The organism is Deltaproteobacteria bacterium (assembly GCA_016931625.1).
Lineage (GTDB): Bacteria > Myxococcota > XYA12-FULL-58-9 > XYA12-FULL-58-9 > JAFGEK01 > JAFGEK01.
In genome coordinates this window covers 1-16,541 of the sequence record JAFGEK010000107.1, presented here as the reverse complement: position 1 = coordinate 16,541, position 16,541 = coordinate 1, and the positions used below count along the sequence as shown (strand labels likewise).

At 41.8% G+C, this 16,541-nt stretch carries 18 protein-coding genes; 11 read left to right on the top strand and 7 right to left on the bottom strand.

The genetic code is table 11. The features are described from left to right. Positions 1-246 precede the first annotated feature (246 nt). Positions 247-1,464: a hypothetical protein gene (locus JW841_09735; GenBank protein ID MBN1961217.1), complete on the top strand. Its 1,218-nt coding sequence runs from the start codon at positions 247-249 to the stop codon at positions 1,462-1,464. A 23-nt stretch (positions 1,465-1,487) separates the two neighbouring features. Further along, the gene (locus JW841_09730) at positions 1,488-2,132 is read left to right on the top strand and encodes a nucleotidyltransferase (protein MBN1961216.1); all 645 of its coding nucleotides are present in this window, start codon (positions 1,488-1,490) and stop codon (positions 2,130-2,132) included. A 238-nt stretch (positions 2,133-2,370) separates the two neighbouring features. On the opposite strand, the gene JW841_09725 is transcribed toward JW841_09730, so the two are convergent. After that, the gene (locus JW841_09725; GenBank protein ID MBN1961215.1) at positions 2,371-4,071 is read right to left on the bottom strand and encodes a hypothetical protein; all 1,701 of its coding nucleotides are present in this window, start codon (positions 4,069-4,071) and stop codon (positions 2,371-2,373) included. A 237-nt stretch (positions 4,072-4,308) separates the two neighbouring features. Between JW841_09725 and JW841_09720 the strand changes: the two genes are divergently transcribed. The 3 genes from JW841_09720 to JW841_09710 all read left to right on the top strand — a co-directional run bounded on the left by JW841_09720 (position 4,309) and on the right by JW841_09710 (position 6,033). Next, positions 4,309-5,298, top strand: a complete 990-nt coding sequence (locus tag JW841_09720) for an NAD(P)H-quinone oxidoreductase (GenBank protein ID MBN1961214.1) — start codon at positions 4,309-4,311, stop codon at positions 5,296-5,298. A gap of 91 nt (positions 5,299-5,389) precedes the next feature. Further along, complete coding sequence (locus JW841_09715; protein MBN1961213.1) at positions 5,390-5,644, top strand: type II toxin-antitoxin system VapB family antitoxin; 255 nt, start codon at positions 5,390-5,392, stop codon at positions 5,642-5,644. Then, a complete protein-coding gene (locus tag JW841_09710) occupies positions 5,641-6,033 on the top strand; it encodes a type II toxin-antitoxin system VapC family toxin (GenBank protein MBN1961212.1) in 393 nt (130 codons plus the stop codon). The genes JW841_09715 and JW841_09710 overlap by 4 nt, the downstream gene beginning before the upstream one ends. A 38-nt stretch (positions 6,034-6,071) precedes the next feature. Here JW841_09710 and mtnA read toward each other — a convergent pair whose 3' ends face one another. Continuing rightward, positions 6,072-7,133, bottom strand: coding sequence for an S-methyl-5-thioribose-1-phosphate isomerase (gene mtnA, locus JW841_09705; GenBank protein MBN1961211.1), 1,062 nt, complete (start codon positions 7,131-7,133; stop codon positions 6,072-6,074). 104 nt (positions 7,134-7,237) lie between these two features. Between mtnA and JW841_09700 the strand changes: the two genes are divergently transcribed. Next, on the top strand, positions 7,238-8,020 hold the full coding sequence (locus tag JW841_09700) for a methyltransferase (protein MBN1961210.1): 783 nt from the start codon (positions 7,238-7,240) through the stop codon (positions 8,018-8,020). Here JW841_09700 and JW841_09695 read toward each other — a convergent pair. Beyond that, positions 7,986-8,450: a PaaI family thioesterase gene (locus JW841_09695; GenBank protein MBN1961209.1), complete on the bottom strand. Its 465-nt coding sequence runs from the start codon at positions 8,448-8,450 to the stop codon at positions 7,986-7,988. The two genes, JW841_09700 and JW841_09695, sit on opposite strands and share 35 nt — an antisense overlap. Before the next feature lie 118 nt (positions 8,451-8,568). Here JW841_09695 and tkt point away from each other — a divergent pair, with 118 nt between their 5' ends. Both tkt and aroF read left to right on the top strand, forming a co-directional pair. Beyond that, complete coding sequence (gene tkt / locus JW841_09690) at positions 8,569-10,587, top strand: transketolase (protein MBN1961208.1); 2,019 nt, start codon at positions 8,569-8,571, stop codon at positions 10,585-10,587. Positions 10,588-10,596: 9 nt separating this feature from the next. Then, on the top strand, positions 10,597-11,613 hold the full coding sequence (gene aroF / locus JW841_09685) for a 3-deoxy-7-phosphoheptulonate synthase (protein MBN1961207.1): 1,017 nt from the start codon (positions 10,597-10,599) through the stop codon (positions 11,611-11,613). 6 nt (positions 11,614-11,619) lie between these two features. On the opposite strand, the gene JW841_09680 is transcribed toward aroF, so the two are convergent. Further along, positions 11,620-12,102 carry a type II toxin-antitoxin system VapC family toxin gene (locus tag JW841_09680; protein MBN1961206.1) on the bottom strand — a complete coding sequence of 161 codons (483 nt, stop codon included), beginning with the start codon at positions 12,100-12,102 and terminating at the stop codon, positions 11,620-11,622. Further along, entirely contained in the window at positions 12,099-12,320 is a 222-nt protein-coding gene (locus JW841_09675) for a prevent-host-death protein (protein MBN1961205.1), read from the bottom strand. Before JW841_09675 ends, JW841_09680 begins: the two co-directional genes overlap by 4 nt. Before the next feature lie 114 nt (positions 12,321-12,434). Between JW841_09675 and JW841_09670 the strand changes: the two genes are divergently transcribed. Both JW841_09670 and JW841_09665 read left to right on the top strand, forming a co-directional pair. Further along, positions 12,435-12,734 (top strand): type II toxin-antitoxin system Phd/YefM family antitoxin, encoded by a 300-nt coding sequence (locus tag JW841_09670; protein MBN1961204.1) that lies wholly within the window; start codon positions 12,435-12,437, stop codon positions 12,732-12,734. After that, on the top strand, positions 12,710-13,132 hold the full coding sequence (locus JW841_09665; protein ID MBN1961203.1) for a type II toxin-antitoxin system VapC family toxin: 423 nt from the start codon (positions 12,710-12,712) through the stop codon (positions 13,130-13,132). Before JW841_09670 ends, JW841_09665 begins: the two co-directional genes overlap by 25 nt. Before the next feature lie 108 nt (positions 13,133-13,240). On the opposite strand, the gene JW841_09660 is transcribed toward JW841_09665, so the two are convergent. Next, positions 13,241-14,050 carry an outer membrane beta-barrel protein gene (locus JW841_09660; protein MBN1961202.1) on the bottom strand — a complete coding sequence of 270 codons (810 nt, stop codon included), beginning with the start codon at positions 14,048-14,050 and terminating at the stop codon, positions 13,241-13,243. Between the two features lie 35 nt (positions 14,051-14,085). Beyond that, on the bottom strand, positions 14,086-15,312 hold the full coding sequence (locus tag JW841_09655; protein ID MBN1961201.1) for a hypothetical protein: 1,227 nt from the start codon (positions 15,310-15,312) through the stop codon (positions 14,086-14,088). 332 nt (positions 15,313-15,644) lie between these two features. Here JW841_09655 and JW841_09650 point away from each other — a divergent pair, with 332 nt between their 5' ends. Further along, positions 15,645-16,421 carry a UDP-2,3-diacylglucosamine diphosphatase gene (locus JW841_09650; GenBank protein ID MBN1961200.1) on the top strand — a complete coding sequence of 259 codons (777 nt, stop codon included), beginning with the start codon at positions 15,645-15,647 and terminating at the stop codon, positions 16,419-16,421. Positions 16,422-16,541: the final 120 nt, after the last annotated feature.

The window sequence follows — 16,541 nt, the reverse complement described above, 5'->3', positions numbered from 1 at the left end:
CTTGCAGTCGAAATGACATTCTTTGTTTCGCCCAGACTTTTTGAGAAGTTACGTCTTTTATCATGATAAAAGACATGACTATCATAATATATCATTTTATTTCTTTGCCCAAAATCGCATCTAAAAATTAAAAAAAGGCAGAAAACTGTTATAAAAGCTAAGCCCTATCCATTTATAATTTTTTATTGTAAGACTCACCACCGTTAATAAGCAAAGCATCTCTATAAAGTAGGTGGGGTATACCAAATGTCTGTTACAGCCACAATTTTTATACTCTGTGCGACAAATATTCTAAGTGTAGCAAATACAACACCTAGCCAACCTGAAACTGCAATCATTGTAGCTAATCCAGATGCTACTACGGCTGAACAACAATACGATGCTATGAAACTTCAACTTGAAAACCAGGGCATTGCCATTGCATCTTTTGCTACTTTGTTAAAAAATTTAATCGGTACCGCCAAAATCGCAAACCCTGATGAAGATGCACTTGCTAAAAAAATAATTAAAGCGCGCCAACTTGAAGGATATTTTAAAACCGCTGCAGCACAAAAGTTACGTCAAGAAGTTATTGATATATATGAACAAACCCCACAACCAACTTTGCGTTTATTCAATAGGGCTGCTGAAGCTATGCAAGATCTAGCCTCTGGCCATCTAACTGAAAACGAAACAGCTCAAGCAAAAGCTGTTGCTCATGATTTAGCCCGACGCTTTCCTGATGCCCCCGTTGATACTTTACGCCATCCGCCTAATGTCCAGAAACTCTTTAGCCAAGCTAAAGTTGCAATTCGCCAACAAAGTTGGCAAAAAATTAATCTAACTTCAGATATCGCTGGGGATTTGTGGATTGAGGGTCGCTATGTTGGCTTATTGAATAATACTCTTACAGTCAGTGTGCCCAAAGGTCGTTATCGCGTATGGTTAATACGAGAAAACAAACCATCTTTACCATATTTAATTGACCTTGATGAGCAAGAACTAAACGTTAATATTGAATATAATATTGATCAAAAAATCGTGCTTGCACAACCACTAGGTATTAACTGCCAAGACTGCGAACAAGAACTTAAGCAACTTTGCCCGCGCTTAAAAGTCGCAGATTGTGTTTTAGCAAAACCATCACTTAATTTAGACGCTCCCCCAACTATTACCAGCACCACAACTGACCAAGTTATTGCACCAACCACCTCATCGTCTTTTAGCGCTTGGTCGGTGGCACCATTTGGGGTAGGGCAATTCTCCCAAGGTCGCCCGTTGCTGGGCACCATAATGGCTTCAAGTCAATTAGGTCTTGGGGTATGGAATTTAATCACCTACCAGAAATATCAAGATGCCGTAGAACATAATAAAGACAGTGAATCGCGCTTGCGTCGTCAGGCTAATACCGCTGCACTTATGTTTTATTCTGTGATAGTGATCGGCATTGGTGAAGCGGTAATATGGGATTTGTTGAATGACTAGTTAATCAAAGATGGAGTTTATTTATGTCATCATTAAACAACAACACAAATAAAATCTCACTTGGTAATGGTGGTTTACCTAAATTTGATCCTACCCCTTCTTTGCTTTTAGCTGTCGATTTACTACAAAATGCTGGCATTCCTTTTGCGTTAATCGGCGGTGTAGCTTTATGGGCTTATGTACCAGCAGAAGAACAACGACTTACTAAAGATGTAGATTTAGCAGTACCTGATATTTATATGGACAAATTGCATGCAGTTTTAAATAAAAAAGGTTTCGTCGGCGTGCCTTTACAGATTGGTGGCATAGCTTTACGCGAAGATAAGAATAATATACGTGTAGATTTCATTGATCGTTCTGTTGATTTTGCCAAATTATATGCTGCTGCGGTTGATGAAGCCATAAAAGCTGCAAGACATTTAAATGTCACAAAATATAAAATACCATTAGTTTCACCTGAATATTTCATTGCCATGAAAATTGCTACCGGTGAAGAGGATGACACTAAAGACATAGAACGATTGCTTCGTGCTTCAACTCCAGCGGTAGATTTGCCCCTGGCGCGGTCTTTATGCTACCAACACTTAGGCGCTGCTGCTGCTAATAGACTTGATGTTATCGCTCGCATTACTGGGCACCCCCAAGCACGCAAACGTTATAAAAGTTGATCAAGATACCCTACCTTGCAGCAGCAAGAATGGTCAGCAGCAAATCGCGTTTTATATCCATGTATGGATTGTAAGTTTAACTTACAATCCATACAATGGTTTGACCGCTAACATGGTTTGACCACTAATTCTTTTTAACGATGCGCTTGCGTTCTCAGGTTAATACCACGGCACTTATGTTTTATTCTGTGATAGTGATCGGCATTGGTGAAGCAGTAGTTTGGGATTGGTTAAATGATTAAATAGGTGGAGCCACATATAAAATATATGAATCTGTATTTATATCATTTGGAGTAATATTAAAATCAGAATCAAGATTTGCCTCCTCAGGAGATGCAGGAAGAATTGCCCGCCAAGAAGTGATCATTGATCTCACAGAAACTTGAAATCCATAATGCTGATTTTTTATAGAAGTTGTAGAAATAGCATTAATATACGAATGATCTTGTGCTTGAAAGCCATTATAATTACCACGAGATGTGGCGCTTTGTGCATCAATCATGGCACCAGAGTATGCATTAAAACCTATCGAAGTATTATCTTCTGCAAGAGCGCCGCCAGCAAATATTTTTGCGGAATATGCATGATAGCCAGATGCACCATTTTTATAAGCATAACTATTGTACACCATTAATTTGCTATCAGATTCTGCATAATAACCATGATAGATATTGTAACTAGCAACCGCACATTTAGCTTCACTGCATTCAATAAAGATATTGCCACCTAATCTAGCAAAAAATCCAGAATAACCATTTTTACTAGCCTCAGTACCAGAACCTGCGCGAAATAGCCCACCCAACTGCGAGAGAACACCAGAGCCAGCATTATCATGAGTATATAATTTTCCACCTTGCATTGAGCCGTAATGCTCAACTAAAGCTCCATCTAAGCCAAAAGAAGTAATTTCAAGATTTTCGCCAAAATAAACTGATCCGCCTTTTACAAAAATACCTCGAGCACTCACGGTGTTATTACCCACTAATTTAAAACCATTTAAATACCCTAGCTTATACCCCTGCCCGATTGTTATTCCAGTCGATGACGGGAAATTCAGCTCTACCAGCCCACCGTTATTGCCGCCAACAAAACGCACTCGGTCACCATTTACTAATGCAAAATTAAGCGGTTGTTCACACGTATACGGCCCACCGCTTACATTGATTGTAACCGTTACCCCAGGCGCTATTGGCCGCATTGCAATAGAATCAATGGTGCTAATAATGTCACTGCAATTTCCGCTAGAAACATTTTTTGACATATCTTCTTTGATAATAGCAGTTTTCTCAAGCGCATCCATACGCGCCACTAACCCTTGAATTACTTCTGGTAAAACTTCTGTATTTAACTTGCTATCCGTTGCCTTATTAATATTGGTTATCAACTCATCGCTGCTATAATCGGGCAACAATAAAGTTACTGCCGCACTGCTACTGCCTGAGCGATTGCTTGCTTGTATTTTATAGGTGCCTTGATGCACGCCTTTTGGCAGTGCCGCTTTTTCAGCGTCAGACCATACTACCTCAGCAATTGAGTCGTTTTGCGCTTTGCTGGCTAAGGGTACGGCAAAACTTGTCTCGCCACTGCCGCCGGCAAGTTCAAACTCGGCTGCTTTTAATCCGCTGCCACTAACAATAAAACCGTCTTTGATTTGTACTGGCACTGTGGGGTCATTACCTTTTACCGATGCAATCACTGGCGCTTCACCGCTGATCCGCGACAAGCAATAACCTTTTATGCATGCCTGGGTGTCTTGATGGCAATCGCCTTGAGTTAAACAGGGCGCCGCGCATTTTTGCTCTAAGCATTCATAGCCATCTTGGCAGTCTGCAAACGTTTTGCATTCGTCTTGATTAGCTTTTTTATTAGGCGCCTGTGCTATACAGCCACATATTAGCCACAATGATAATAATAAAATACTTTTGATCATGTCGGACATCTGCCCTCTCCTTTTTTCTTTGCTTAAATGTTCGGTGGGAAAAAACGACAATATAAAATACCTACTACAGCTCCCCCGAAGATAACCATTCTTAAAAACTGTTAAACTCCTACGCGCGCTATACACTATTGTCAACTTCAAATAGACCTTCTAATGATCCAACTTAAGTAGTAATTTTTTAAAAAAAAATAATACTTTTCTCGCACTAAAGTCGGATTTTATGTAACAAAAACACTTATGCGCGCTGTTACTTATGAACATACTGGTGACGAGAGTGTTTTGGTTGTTAATGAAATTGATTCCCCCAAACTTTATGATCACCAAGTTCGTATCAAAGTAACCGCCACTTCGGTCAATCGAGCCGACATCCTGCAACGTCGTGGCCTTTATCCACCGCCTGAAAATGCCTCTCCCCTGCTGGGCCTTGAATGCGTTGGTACAATCAGCGAAGTTGCACCACAGGTAAATAACGTCGCTATCGGCACCCGCGTCATGGCCTTGCTGACCGGTGGCGGCTATGCCGAAGAAGTTGTAACTGATGCCGGCTTAATTCTACCGGTGCCAGACACCCTTAATGACCATCAGGCTGCTGGTTTTATGGAAACCTTTATTACAGCCTATCTTAACTTGTTTGAATATGGCCAAGCACCCAACAATGGTTATGTTTTGGTACATGGGGGTGGCAGTGGTGTAGGCACTGCGGCTGTCACTCTATGCCGTGAAGCTGGCGTACATATCATTGTTACTGCGGGCGGTCCTGAAAAAGTCGCTCGCTGCCTTACCCATGGTGCCACTGTGGCGCTTGATTACAAAGCTGGTGATTTTGTTAATCAAGTAATTGATGCAACAAACGGTAAGGGTGTTGATGTTGTACTTGATTCTATCGGTGCTCCATACCTTGCGCAAAACCTTGCTTGTCTTTGTCCTAATGGGTGTTTAGTAATCATTGGTTTAATGGGTGGCAGCCGTAATGAAATCGACCTTGCTCTCATGGTACGTAACCGTTTACAACTGCGTGGTTCAACTCTTAGGGCTTTACCAACTGAAACCAAAAGTGCGATCATAAAACGATTTAAGCAAAAATTTGGCGAAGCTTTAATTGCAGGCCGTCTCAAACCAGTAATTCACTCGGTTATACCATTAGAACAAGTATCTGCCGCCCACCGTTTAGTTCAAGCTAGTAGCCATTTTGGTAAAGTCGTTCTGCAGGTAGCCACAACTGCGTAGAATTGCGAGTTATCTATACCTATTTTATCTACACTTATTGCCAATATTAGGTTGATAGGTATATAATTAGGAATACAGGAATACAACAAACATGCCACTTAGCATCAAAGACCCAGAGGCTAATCGCTTAGCCCGTACTGTCGCTCAACTTACTGGTGAAACCATTACTAATGCAGTTATTACGGCATTACGCGAACGACTTGAGAAAATTGAAAGAAAAGCTAATGATGCCATTTTTTTAGTTGATGACATAATGGCAATCGGGCGTCATTTTGCTTCTCTACCTGCTGATGATAAACGTAACCACGCTGAAATGCTCTATGATAAAAATGGTTTGCCAAAATGATTATTGATACTTCTGCAATTATGGCAATCTTATTACAAGAGCCAGAAGCCAAACGTATTGCTGAAGCTATTACTCATGATTCTATACGACTAATATCCACAGCAAACTGGCTTGAAATAAGTTTGGTTGTGTTTACACGTACCGGAAATGAAGGTTTACGTGATTTTGACTTACTCATTGCTAAATGTCGCATTTCTTCAACCCCAGTGACTATTAAACATGCTGAAATTGCTCGGCATGCATTTTTGCAATATGGCAAAGGCCGACATCCAGCCAAACTTAATTACGGTGATTGCTTTGCCTACGCCCTTGCTAAAGAAACTAATGAGCCATTGCTTTTTAAGGGTAACGATTTTAATAAAACCGATATTACTGTAGTTCATTATTAATCTAAGCCTGTCGTTGATATATTTATTATAATTTATTATTATCCCTCTTTGCACGCCTGTAATACACCACCCTCGGTAATTATCCCCGAAATTAAACGCGCCGGAGTCACATCAAAAGCAAAATTCTTGGCTTTACTATTTGGCGCTGTCACTCTCACTTCATGAACTACATTATTTGTATCTATGCCACGCAATTTATGAACCTCATCAGCGCTACGCTCTTCAATGTTTATAGCACCCACGCCTTGCTCAAGATTTAAATCAATCGTTGCTTGTGGTGCTGCTACATAAAACGGAATTTGATTATCAAAAGCTGCTAACGCTTTTAAATAGGTGCCAATTTTATTGCAAACATCGCCATTTTTAGCGATACGATCAGCACCAACAATACATAAATCGACTTCACCGCTCTGCATTAAATGTCCGCCGGTATTATCTGCAATAATAGTATGGGCAATACCATGTTGACCTAACTCCCAAGCGGTCAGCGACGCTCCTTGGTTTCGCGGCCTGGTTTCATCGACCCATACATGCACCGGTAAACCAGCATCGTGTGCTAAATAAATTGGCGCCAATGCCGTACCAAAATCGACAGTTGCCAACCAACCAGCATTACAGTGGGTGAGAATATTTAAAGGTTTTGCCTGCGGTTTTTTTTCAAAAAGTTGCCGTAATAACAGCAGGCCATGCTCACCAATGGCCTTGCATGATTTAACATCTTCTTCAGCTATTTGATCTGCTAGCTCCCACGCCGTTGCAGCGCGCACAGTCAAAGGCAATGCCAACAACACTCCCTGCATTTTATTAAGCGCCCAGGCAAGATTAACTGCCGTTGGACGGGTTGCTAATAATTTTTCACATACATTTTTAATATATTCGTCGGTGGCAATATTTTGTACGGCAATCGCCACCCCATAGGCTGCGGTGACCCCAATAAGTGGCGCCCCTCGCACTTGCATTGTTGTAATCGCTGTCTCTATTTGTTCAAGTGTGTTTAACCGACAAGTGCAAAACTTAAAAGGTAATGATGTCTGATCGATAATCTCTACACTGTTTTTGGCTCTGCTAATCGTACGATACGGTTTGCCATTGATATACATAGGTTTGTCTATTCCTTATCCATTTCTTTAATTCATTTTATAGAGTTAAAAACAAGTATAGATCTTGTCAGCTCAATATTGGACCTTTAAAAGCACAAATAACTATGGGCAACTCTTTTTTAAACTGGTGTCAGGCACTTGAAAAAAAACATCTTAAGCAACTTGCTTTTGCTGAAGTTCGCCGCGGGCTTAGCGCCCTATCTAATATTTATGTTGGTAAGCGTCATAAGCTTAAACACGGCACCGCACTTGATGGCGCCGGTAAACGCGCTGCCTTCGCCTGGTTTTACACTCCGCTCCATTTTTTAACTGTGCAAGCCATTATTCGCGCTCTTAATTTTACTGAACAAAAATGCAAACAAATCATTGATCTTGGCTGCGGCACCGGTGCAGCAGGTGCGGCACTTGCCCTAGAGTATCATCAACAACCGTTACTACTTGGTATTGATAACAATCACTGGGCCTGCGTTGAAGCCCGCCAAAACTGGCAATATTTTGGTTTAACCGGCGAGGTTCACCAAGGCAATTTAATAAATGCAACAAGAGGTAGTAAAGGGGTGGCTTTAATAGTCGCCTATGCTGCTAACGAATTAGCCGCTAATAATCGCGAAAAACTTTTAAAACACCTCATAACCGCGGCACAAAATGGTGCCCGTTTACTAATTATCGAACCAATAGCCCACACTAGCGTTCCTTGGTGGTCAGATTGGGCCAAAATTATAGTAAGCCATGGCGGAAGAAACGATGAATGGTCCTTTCCTTTAGAATTACCTGAGAGATTACGTTTATTAGATAAAGCCGCCGGTTTAAATCACACTCGTATCAAAGCGCGAAGTTTAGCTTTAAATGCCATTACCAACGATGATAAGCCGGATGACCTGGCTTAACCGCAATAAAAAGACCTCGACAAGATGCGCATACTCGCGTGTCAGAAGTTAAAGTGGCTTCAACTGTGCAGCGGTCAATTGAGCTTTCTATAACGCGTGCAAAAATATGCACAGGGATACTGGTGGGTACTGGCCATAAGAGTTTAACTGCGTACGAAGAAGTAACTGTACAGGGCGGAAACGGTTGTTGACGTATACGCATCATATGGATTGCCGCACTCCAAGTGCTATGACAATCAAGTAAAGTACCAATTATGCCACCAGCTAATACATCTGGATAAGCTTCATGGTGTGTTTGCGGCTGCCACTTGGCTACAAACATATCGCCATCTTCAAAACTACGCAGTTGCAAACCTTGCTTATTAGCAGGTCCACACCCAAAACAGGCATTTTCAGGAGCATAGATTTCTTGCAGGCATTTTCTGTTCATGCTTCAAAGGTCACCTTACACCCAATCTGCAAAAATAGCACATACAAAAATCAATGCATCTCTATAGATTTATCACCTTAATGCGATATAGAAATGAGCGCTAAGTGAGGAAAGTAACATGACACAACATATTATTGATAATCTCTGCGTTAATACGATTCGTATTTTAGCCGTTGATATAGTCGAGCGCGCAAAATCAGGTCATCCCGGACTGCCCTTAGGTGCTGCTCCTATGGCATATGCTCTCTGGCAATGGCATTTAAAGCACAATCCATCCGATCCCTTATGGGCCGACCGCGACCGTTTTGTATTGTCTGCTGGCCATGGTAGTGCCTTATTGTACGCTTTGTTGCATCTTACCGGCTATGACCTTAGCCTTGATGATTTAAAAGCTTTTCGTCAATTGGGCAGTCGTACTCCAGGTCATCCAGAAACCCACATCACCCCAGGCGTCGAAGCTACTACCGGCCCCTTAGGCCAAGGTAGCGCTAATGCAGTTGGCATGGCTATAGCTGAACGTTCCTTGGCTGCAATGTTTAACCGACCTAACCACACCATTGTTGACCATTATACTTACGCATTGGTATCTGATGGCGATTTAATGGAAGGCGTCAGCGCTGAAGCTGCGTCCTTGGCCGGTCATTTAGGTCTTGAAAAGTTAATTTATCTTTATGATGCTAACGATGTAACTCTTGATGGTCCAACATCTGATACCTTAACCGAAGATGTCGCCAAGCGCTACCAAGCATATGGCTGGCATGTGCTTGAAGTTAAAAACGGTGACACTGACCTTAAAGCTATTAGTGATGCTATCGCAGAAGCTAAAACTGTTATTGGCAAACCACATTTAATTATTGTGCGTACAACTTTAGGCTTTGGCTCACCAAACAAAGCCGGTAACTGTAAAGCCCATGGTAGCCCACTTGGGGTAGACGAGACAAAACTAACCAAACAAGCTCTTGGGTTTGATCCCGAAAAATCATTTGCGGTTCCTGCTGATGCTACCACCCATTTACGTTCGGCCATAAAACGTGGTGAAGCCGCCCAAAAACAATGGAATGAGCGTTTTGCTGCGTATGAAAAAGCTTACCCAGAACTAGCAACGTTATGGAAACAAGCCCAAGCTGGTTTGCCTAGCGCCGACTTTGATAAAGACTTACCCAGCTTTTCTGCTGATAGTAAAATCGCCACTCGTACTGCCGCTGGCCAAACACTTAATGCTATCGCTAAAAACGTTCCTTTTCTTATTGGTGGCGATGCTGACTTAGGTGGTTCAACTAATACGGTGATTAAAGACGGCGCCAGTTTTAATGGCAAAACTGGGACAGGTCGCAATATCCACTATGGCGTACGTGAGCATGCTATGGGTTCTATTGCTAACGGCATCGCTTATCATCGTGGTTTGCGTTGTTACACCGCCACCTTCTTTACTTTTTCTGACTATATGCGCCCAGCAATTCGCTTGGCTGCTTTAAGTCAGTTACCAGTTGTTTTTGTTTTTACTCATGACTCAGTATGGCTTGGTGAAGATGGACCTACCCATCAACCAATTGAACACTTAATGTCTCTAAGGGCTATTCCGGGCTTAGTAACGCTGCGCCCTGCTGATGCCACTGAAGCTGCGCAAGCTTGGCGTTTTGCAATGTTGCACACCCAAGGCCCGACCGTAATTGTATTATCACGGCAAAATCTACCCGTGCTCGATCGTAACAAATTCGCAGCCGCCAGTGGTCTTGATAAAGGTGCTTATGTTTTACGTGACAATAGCAATGGCACGCCTGCGGCACAGATCATTGCCACTGGATCTGAAATTGCATTAGCTTTAGCAACTCAAGATTTGCTGGCTAGCAAAGGCATTATGACTCGGGTTATTTCAATGCCTTCGTGGGAAGTTTTTGCTGCCCAAGATGAAAACTACCGTCAAAGTGTAATATTGCCACAAGTTAAATTGCGCATTTCACTTGAAGCTGGGGTAACCTTAGGATGGCATAAATGGCTTGGTGACTCAGGGGTTGCTATCGGTATTGATCATTTTGGCGCTTCCGCCCCTGAAAAAGACCTGGCAGCAAAATTTGGTTTCACCCCTGAAAACATTGCTCAAATAGTACAACAAAAACTTAACCAAGATAAGGATTGAGAAAAATTTATGATTATCGTGCTAACTCATGATGCCTCAGACGCACAACGTGAACAGATAGTAAAACGTATCGAAGCAAACGGCCTTAAAGCCCATATTTCCCAAGGGGCTGAACGTACCGTTATTGGTGTGGTTGGCGATGACCGCAGTATTGACCCTGCGCCTTTTGCCGCCCTTGCGGGGGTTGAGCAAATTGTACCAATTCTCAAACCTTTTAAATTAGCTTCACGCGACTTTCAATCTGATCCAACCCAAATCATGCTGCCAGGTGGTGTTATTATTGGTGGTCAACAAATTGTGGTAATGGCTGGCCCCTGTGCAGTCGAAAACGAACAACAATTAGTTACCACTGCTCAAGCTATCAAAGCGGCTGGGGGTCATATCCTGCGTGGGGGCGCTTTTAAACCTCGTACTAGTCCTTATGCCTTTCAAGGTCTGGCTGAAACTGGGCTTAAATATTTAGCTGCTGCTCGTGATGTAACTTCAATGCCCATTGTTACTGAAGTGATGTCAGTAATAGATGTTGAGCTTGTAGCAAAATATGCTGACATATTACAAATCGGTGCACGTAATATGCAAAACTACAATTTATTACGTGAAGTCGGGTTAGCTGGCAAACCCGTATTGCTTAAACGTGGACTTGCGGCAACGCTTGAAGAAATGTGTTTAGCTGCTGAATATATTTTAGCCCAAGGCAATCGCCAAGTAATGTTATGCGAACGCGGTATTCGCACTTTTGAAAAAGCTACTCGCAATACTCTTGATTTATCTGCAGTTCCAGTGCTTAAGCAGTGGACACATTTACCGGTAGTTGTAGATCCCTCTCATGGTACAGGTAAACGTTCTTTAATTGGCAGCATGTCCTTAGCTGCTATTGCCGCCGGTGCTGACGCATTAATCATTGAAGCGCATCCCAATCCTGAACAAGCGATCAGCGATGGGCCACAAACATTAGACTTACAGCAATTTGCTACTCTTATGCAGCAAGCCAAAGCTGTAGCTGCAGCAGTTGGGCGTACTTTGTAAATAAATTCAATGAGGTTTTCGTTTTACCTTGTTAGACTGCTTAGATGGCTTTTTAGCAAATAGCTTAGTCGCAATATTTAAAGCTTGCGCTGCCTGCACCATAATTAAATCAGACGTAGCCACACCGTTTGCTTGATAATCAACTATAAGCGCTAAATGCAAAGCATCTAGTGTCCGCAGTGGCACATTTATAAGTGTAATTAATAAATTAGTTGCCGCTTCTAAGTGAGAGTCATTAACACTATGGCGTACTAAATAACCTTGACGAAGATCTTCTTGCATCGTTGCAAAAATTTTCATTTCAAGTGTTGGTGATATCTCATTATTTCGACGCCTACGTGCAAGCAAACAACGCATTTCAGTAATAGTTAAAGAACTAACCGCGACAGCTCCTTCTTGTTGGATAAAATGTTCAACTTCATCCGAGTAATTTTCATTTAAGTACCATTTGGCTAATGCACCGGTATCAAAATACCAAAGCCCGTTCATCTCTCATCTCGATCCAAACGTACCAAATGTTCACTTGCAGTAAGCTTTGGTATGCTTTCACGTAAACGACGATGCGATGGAACCACACGACGTTTTGCCGCTGGCAAAATTCTGCCAACTATTGTACCGCGACGTGAAATTTTTATTTCTCCTTCATGCTGCAAAATTTCACTAAGTTTTGTTAAAATACGACGAGCTTCTCTAACATTAACCAACATGTGTACACATTAACACTTTATGTGTCACTTGTCGATAGGGCCTGTCCCTAAATGCTAGACTTAAGAGATTGGCGAAAGCTGGCTTACAGATTATTACTAAAAAATTGTAAGTTCATGTACCAATTAGTATTATTGACTATGGTCATTGACTATGGTTTAATTAAATATATGCAGACAATTGCCATTTCTAAATTTAAGGCCACTTGCCTTGCTGTCCTCGAACAAGTACGTAAAACACGCCGACCTTTACGAGTTACTCGTTTTGGTAAACCTATAGCTGATATCGTTCCCCCTAGTCCTGAAATATCCGCTGATGGTTGGCTTGGCTGCATGCATGGCACTTTGTCTATTGATGGCGATATTATTTCACCAATAAGTTCAGCTGCTGAATGGGAAGTTTTACAAAAAAAATGAAGCTACTACTTGATACTCATATTTGGATTTGGGCATTAAATAATCCTAAAAAATTAAATAGAAAAGTTAGGTTAGCGCTGGGTAGCCCTAAAAATGAATTATGGCTATCTCCCATTAGCGTTTGGGAATTTTTACTTCTTTGTGAGCGTAAACGTATTAAACTTCATGCTAACACTAAACCCCAGCAATGGCTTGAGAGTGCTTTCTTAAAAACGCCCATTATTGAAGCGCCATTAACTCGCGAAGTCGCATTACACAGTCGTATATTACCATTTATCCATGACGATCCTGCCGATAGATTTATTGCCGCTACCGCTGCCATATATGATTTATCTTTAGTAACTAGCGATGAGCGGTTGTTAAATACCACTGGATTTAAAAAACTTAGCAATATTTAGGGACACCCCCAAATATAAGTTAACCATAAAAAAACCCCGCAGGTTAATCACCAAAATGGCGTTAACCTTGCGGGGTTAATTAGCTACTTAAACTTGCGCTGCTGCCAATTAGAAGTGTATTGCTAACCCTAATTGACCGCCATGTGCTAATAAAGCGCTTGTACCTAAGTAGGCTGGGGTTTGGCTTTCACTCTTCTCACGAAGAACCGAACGCTCGCCACCAGCAGTGACTTCGGTAGTTTTGCTGTTTTGCGTGCTATGTTGAGATACCAAAGTTACATTTACGGCATACTCAGCATAGAGTGAAAAGTTGGGATGTATACGCCACTCGGCACCAAGCAAACCACGCACACCACCGCTGATTCGACGATCAAAGTTGTGTACTGTAGTCAGTTGGTCAGTAACCGTAGCATCATCGCTATAATCTGTAGAGCGATTATTCCATGAAAAGAATAAACCTGCACCCGCATAAGGAGCCACTGCATTAGTCATCAAGCGATATAAAAAGTCAGCGGTCGCTTGAAAATTAGATATTGATGTATAGGTACCACCAGGAACCGTAACTGTATATTCAGTTACTGCTGGTGTACCACCAGTTTCGGTAGTGGTCTTGGTGTATTCTGCAGGAACCGTGGTATAACCAACATACGCACCCACACGTAATGCGGTGATTGGGCTTAAAAAATATTCAACCCCAGCACCGAAGTTTTCAAATGGATTAAGAATAGCATCTTGGTTAAACACGTTGTTTAACTCAAACAACAGTGCCCAAGAGCCCGCGTTCCAACCTTGGTCACGCGGTAGCCCCGCTGTTACTGACGGCGCCGCTGCAGCAGCCATTTCCGCTTCTTCGGCATGGGCCAAAGCTAGCGGAGCCGCTAACGCGACAACCGTGAGACATACTTTGAACATTCGCATATATCGTTCTCCTGATCTCCTGTTGTCGTGTTGCGCTAGTAAGCCGTGGTAACTACAACGTTGATTGTTGTAGCAGTGCCACGTAGTGTAAGATCGTCTATAGATACGCAATTAGCAGCGCCGGTGGTGCCCTGGATACGTACTTTGAAAGCGTCATTATAGGTAAATATACATTTATTACCGGTAACTGCAGGGCCATTAACCGCAATATCGGGATAAGCAGCAGGTAACGGCGAAATGACCGCCGTAAGCCCGCCATTTGAAAATACCATTTGAGCATTAGGAGTTGTATTAGCAAGCTCAAGATCACAATCGGTACTGGTTCCCTCATTACCAATAGAAGTAATAAAATCAATCTCGCCGACAGTGGTGCAAGATTCAACCGGTTGCGCAAAATTAATAGTTAATGAACCATCAGCTTTTGCTGGTGTTTGAATTGAACCACCATAATTATCATTGCTGTAAGTAACAACGTCTGGTGCATCAGCAGTCGGAGCCATAAAGATGGCAATAACCTCAGTTAAACCATTAGGAGGAGTAATCGTATCAGTTCCGGTATATACTTGTGATAGATAATGATTATCATTGCTCATTGCACCAATAACATCAAGTGCATAAGTAGCGCCATAAATTAAGGTTGAACCATTAATGGTCGCTACACCGTCAACAAGAGCTATTGCTTGAGCTTCTGGTTTATAGCCATAGGTGCCTATTAAACGAGTTGCAGCGGTATCTAAAAGACCAGATATAGTTGTTGCTGAATCAGCAGTTAAAGTGACAAGAAGTTGACCGCCTTGAACTGGTTGACCAGCTTCACCTTGATTACCAGATTGGGTATAAACTTTTACGGTATAATTTTCGGTAACTGCAGTTTGGGCATACATCAATATAACTGCATTGGTGTACTTAGGATCTGCAGGTGAATATGCATTTACGGTCGCATTTCCGTTTAAAGCACCAGTCATGCCAGCAAAAGCTAAATAACCTGTTCCTTCAGCAAAAATCGGCCAATTGCCGTCTGGTATATTTGAAAAAGAATATGAATTATTTGCTCTGACGCCAGTAAGCACATGCGAACCAACTCTAACTGTCACTGTCGCATTCGCCACTGCGGCGCCGGTATTTCCATCAAAAAGTGTTACTGTTAATGCATTATCGCCATTCTTAAATTGCGGTCGCGTACCGATATCGACCTCAGTGCTGCCGCACGCTAACAATAGCGATGCCAATGCCATACTGCCGAAAATAGCCCCTCTGTTCATCAATGTCCTCCTTAGGACTCTCGCGCCCATTTTAAATTTGGCGGATGTGATAGAACAACACCAATTGAATTTAACTGCAAGTGCAGTTTTAATTCTTTATTGCTTTGACGCTTTATCATATTGCATTGCGCCAAAGCAATAAAACAACCCGTTCTCTGACTACAGCCTGTACAATTTTATTCATTACTAAAAGCAAATCAATGCCTGTTTTAATAATTGTGAATATTTATTGCTCGTTAAGAATCACCAAGTGTTATCTAAAATGATAAAAGGTGCAAATATTTTTATCTTATCTTGTATAGTTTTGTGTCACTTAATAAGTAACAACAACTATGCCCTTAGCTACTGGTTCAATTTTTTTTGTTGCAGATGTACATTGGCAACCTGTAAATAATACTTTACAAAATTATTCTAGTCCGCTTGGTTTATTTGGTGATTTTCTAAATGAACTTAGTCAACAAGCGCGTGTTGTTGGGGGGATTAAACTTTATGTGCTTGGAGATCTCTTTGATTATTGGCTTGAGTGCCGCAACAAACCTTTTACTTTTTACAATCCTCACATTGAAGCCTTAGCGCGCGCACATGATGCCGGCGTACACTTGCATTTACTATTTGGCAATCGTGATTTCGCTTATGGCAATGTACTTAAAGATCTGGTTGGCGCCACTATTGTTGGTAATAATATTGCTTTAAAACTTGGTGATAAACATTTATGGCTTGAACACGGTGATTTGTTATGCTCACGCGATTTTCGCTATCAAATTTTTCGTAAAGCCATTCGTAACCCATTAACCCGTCTTTTTGCTTCACTATTTACTCAGGCGCAGCTTAATCGCTTCATTACTTCAATACGCCGCGCTAGCACTGCTGAGATTCAACGCAAAAAACCTGCCTCACTTGCTATTGTTGAGCAAACAGTTTTATCACGCATTAAGCGCGGTTATGATATCGTTATGTGTGGTCATGTACATCAAGCTTCACAACGTGTGATTAGCGATACGAAAAATTCTGGTGAATTAATTACCTTAGGTAGCTGGGGAACAAATGAAGGTTGGTATGCGTGCTTTAGCGAAAAACTAGAACTTAAAATCTATAAAACATTTAAATAATTTAAGTAGTTAGATATCGTATGTTGGATATCGTATGTTACTGATACGGTATATGTCCGCAGTATAAGCACGGGTAAATGTCCGCGATCAACATGGGCAAGGTGTAGTAGTTTGTCATGG

Coding starts and splice junctions, on each gene's coding strand:
- JW841_09735 (MBN1961217.1), top strand. CDS start 247: ATGTCTGTTACAGCCACAATTTTTATACTCTGTGCGACAAATATTCTA.
- JW841_09730 (MBN1961216.1), top strand. CDS start 1,488: ATGTCATCATTAAACAACAACACAAATAAAATCTCACTTGGTAATGGT.
- JW841_09725 (MBN1961215.1), bottom strand. CDS start 4,071: ATGTCCGACATGATCAAAAGTATTTTATTATTATCATTGTGGCTAATA.
- JW841_09720 (MBN1961214.1), top strand. CDS start 4,309: ATGCGCGCTGTTACTTATGAACATACTGGTGACGAGAGTGTTTTGGTT.
- JW841_09715 (MBN1961213.1), top strand. CDS start 5,390: ATGCCACTTAGCATCAAAGACCCAGAGGCTAATCGCTTAGCCCGTACT.
- JW841_09710 (MBN1961212.1), top strand. CDS start 5,641: ATGATTATTGATACTTCTGCAATTATGGCAATCTTATTACAAGAGCCA.
- mtnA (MBN1961211.1), bottom strand. CDS start 7,133: ATGTATATCAATGGCAAACCGTATCGTACGATTAGCAGAGCCAAAAAC.
- JW841_09700 (MBN1961210.1), top strand. CDS start 7,238: ATGGGCAACTCTTTTTTAAACTGGTGTCAGGCACTTGAAAAAAAACAT.
- JW841_09695 (MBN1961209.1), bottom strand. CDS start 8,450: ATGAACAGAAAATGCCTGCAAGAAATCTATGCTCCTGAAAATGCCTGT.
- tkt (MBN1961208.1), top strand. CDS start 8,569: ATGACACAACATATTATTGATAATCTCTGCGTTAATACGATTCGTATT.
- aroF (MBN1961207.1), top strand. CDS start 10,597: ATGATTATCGTGCTAACTCATGATGCCTCAGACGCACAACGTGAACAG.
- JW841_09680 (MBN1961206.1), bottom strand. CDS start 12,102: ATGAACGGGCTTTGGTATTTTGATACCGGTGCATTAGCCAAATGGTAC.
- JW841_09675 (MBN1961205.1), bottom strand. CDS start 12,320: ATGTTGGTTAATGTTAGAGAAGCTCGTCGTATTTTAACAAAACTTAGT.
- JW841_09670 (MBN1961204.1), top strand. CDS start 12,435: ATGTACCAATTAGTATTATTGACTATGGTCATTGACTATGGTTTAATT.
- JW841_09665 (MBN1961203.1), top strand. CDS start 12,710: ATGGGAAGTTTTACAAAAAAAATGAAGCTACTACTTGATACTCATATT.
- JW841_09660 (MBN1961202.1), bottom strand. CDS start 14,050: ATGCGAATGTTCAAAGTATGTCTCACGGTTGTCGCGTTAGCGGCTCCG.
- JW841_09655 (MBN1961201.1), bottom strand. CDS start 15,312: ATGAACAGAGGGGCTATTTTCGGCAGTATGGCATTGGCATCGCTATTG.
- JW841_09650 (MBN1961200.1), top strand. CDS start 15,645: ATGCCCTTAGCTACTGGTTCAATTTTTTTTGTTGCAGATGTACATTGG.